Genomic DNA, 1,940 nt, shown 5'->3' on the forward strand with positions numbered 1-1,940 from the left:
AACGTCCGAGCCACTTAAGGCGAGGAGGTCGCGTCGACCTTAATCAAGACGCTTCGGTGCGAGTGGATCCACGGCTTCATCGCCGACTTCTTCAACACTATCGGTCGATTCGAGCCGTTGCGCGAAGGGCCGCTTTTGAGAAGCGCCATGAATGTCGCGATATTGGCGCTACCTACTCGTTCCCATCGACGAGACGAATGGCAGCATTCCACCCTTCCCGGTCCTCGGCGGCGGACGCGATGAACGGCTCGATTGAGCCCGAAACGAACTTCTGTCACATCAGTAACCTGCCGCCACCTCCTCAAATTGCCGGCGAGCTCGGTTTGAGCCAGCGGACGGTAGACCGTCACGTTAGCGATCTCCTGACGCGGCTGAACGTGCGCACGCGCACGGCAGCCACCGCCTTTGCGGTCGAGCACGGCCTGATCGGCATGGGCGTATCTGGGTAATCCTACCCAAGCCAAAATTTCTCGCTGCGTGGGTATTTACGCCGAAGCGGGCAACCGTGGCGCGGGTCTAAACTTCATGGCGTGGTAAAGGCCACAGGAGGTTTTCCCGATGCAAACGAATAATAACAGCATGAGCGGGCCGGGCGGTGTCTGGCTCGCCACCGGAACGCTGCTGCTGGCGGCTGCGCTCGTCTTTCACGGGCCACCGGACGCGGATTTGTCTGTTCAGATGCAGAATATCGCCGAGGGCCATGGGCGATGGGCTACGGTCCATTGGACGGCGGCAGCGGCGCTGTTCCTGATCGCCGGCGCTTCGTTCCTGAACCTGGCGCTCAACCCCCGGGTCCGGCATTCGCCGATGCTGAGTTCCGCCTGGATGGTGATGGCTCTCGGCGCCCTGACCACGTTCTCCACCGCGGTCGCCGAGGCATCGGTGGTCGCGGTCGCGGCCGACCGGGGTGACACCAACGCCTTCATGACCTGGTGGGCGTTTTCCGGCGGCATGGGTAACGGATTCTGGGCGCTAGCCTTGGCGACAGCGCTTGTCGCGTATCACGATGCCCGCGACAACGTTGGGATACTGCCCCGATGGGCCGCGATCGTCGGCTCGGCGTTCGGTATCCTTTCGGCAACCGGGTGGACACTCGGTGAGCAGCTCGGGATCGGCATCGGGGGTCCGATCTGGCTGATTTCCTCGCTTCTCATGTGCCTGTGGCTCGCGTGGTACGGGCTGTCCTCAAGCAGCGTCCGGTCGGGGCAAGCCACGGCGTAAAGCGCCTAATCCAGCATCATCTTGAGACAGGAGGAAAAAATGTCCCTTCAAACGAAGGAAATCGAGGCGACGATCCACGACATCCACGGATTCTTCACCGACTGGGTGGCGGGCCGATGCCCTGGCGACGACGCGACGTTCAAGAAGAACGCGCTCGACCGGATCAGCGACGATCTGGTCGCCATCATGCCGGGCGGCAGGGCGTTCGGGAAAAATGATTTCGCAGGTTACATGAAGAGCATCTACGGATCGAATCCGGCCTTCCGTATCAAAATACGCGACATCCGGATCAGCCATCAAAGCGCCGACGTGGCGGTCGTGAACTACCACGAATGGCAACGCGACGCGAAGGACTCCGATCAACCGAACAATGGCCGGGTCACGACGATGGTGATCCGCGATCGCGGCTACAGCCGGGGGCCCGAGATCTTGCAAGTTCATGAAACCTGGCTCCCAGCCGATGTCGTTCAGTCCGCGGATTTCGCGTTCTGAGAAGCGTCGGTCCGAAACGGGCAGAGAAAGGAATTGCGCTGGCGGGACCATCGGCTCTGCCGGCGTCATGGAGCCAGAACTGTGCTTCTTTTCAGCCCGAATTGATCCACATTCAACGTCCGGCTAGCCTGAATATCTCAAGGTAAGGGGTGCATCGGCCCCAAGAATCTGAGAAACTGCTTTTGTAACAAAGAGTTATCAGATTCAGGAACGGGGTCCGATGCACA

The 1,940-nt window shown here is 60.5% G+C and carries 3 protein-coding genes; all 3 read left to right on the top strand.

What is annotated here, in order from left to right; translation table 11 throughout:
* Positions 1-197 precede the first annotated feature (197 nt).
* The 3 genes from NKI08_RS34325 (at position 198) to NKI08_RS34335 (ending at position 1,713) form a co-directional block, all read left to right on the top strand.
* The gene (locus NKI08_RS34325) at positions 198-449 is read left to right on the top strand and encodes a response regulator transcription factor (RefSeq protein ID WP_352775917.1); all 252 of its coding nucleotides are present in this window, start codon (positions 198-200) and stop codon (positions 447-449) included.
* 130 nt (positions 450-579) lie between these two features.
* The gene (locus NKI08_RS34330; protein WP_352468455.1) at positions 580-1,221 is read left to right on the top strand and encodes a hypothetical protein; all 642 of its coding nucleotides are present in this window, start codon (positions 580-582) and stop codon (positions 1,219-1,221) included.
* A 39-nt stretch (positions 1,222-1,260) separates the two neighbouring features.
* Entirely contained in the window at positions 1,261-1,713 is a 453-nt protein-coding gene (locus tag NKI08_RS34335) for a nuclear transport factor 2 family protein (RefSeq protein WP_352501298.1), read from the top strand.
* Positions 1,714-1,940 lie beyond the last annotated feature (227 nt).

It is taken from the genome of Mesorhizobium sp. M0768, from assembly GCF_040320195.1.
In the GTDB taxonomy this organism is placed as follows: domain Bacteria; phylum Pseudomonadota; class Alphaproteobacteria; order Rhizobiales; family Rhizobiaceae; genus Mesorhizobium.

What these genes read in the sequence shown, in the direction of transcription:
- NKI08_RS34325 (WP_352775917.1), top strand. Translation starts at nt 198, where the DNA reads ATGGCAGCATTCCACCCTTCCCGGTCCTCGGCGGCGGACGCGATGAAC.
- NKI08_RS34335 (WP_352501298.1), top strand. Translation starts at nt 1,261, where the DNA reads ATGTCCCTTCAAACGAAGGAAATCGAGGCGACGATCCACGACATCCAC.
- NKI08_RS34330 (WP_352468455.1), top strand. Translation starts at nt 580, where the DNA reads ATGAGCGGGCCGGGCGGTGTCTGGCTCGCCACCGGAACGCTGCTGCTG.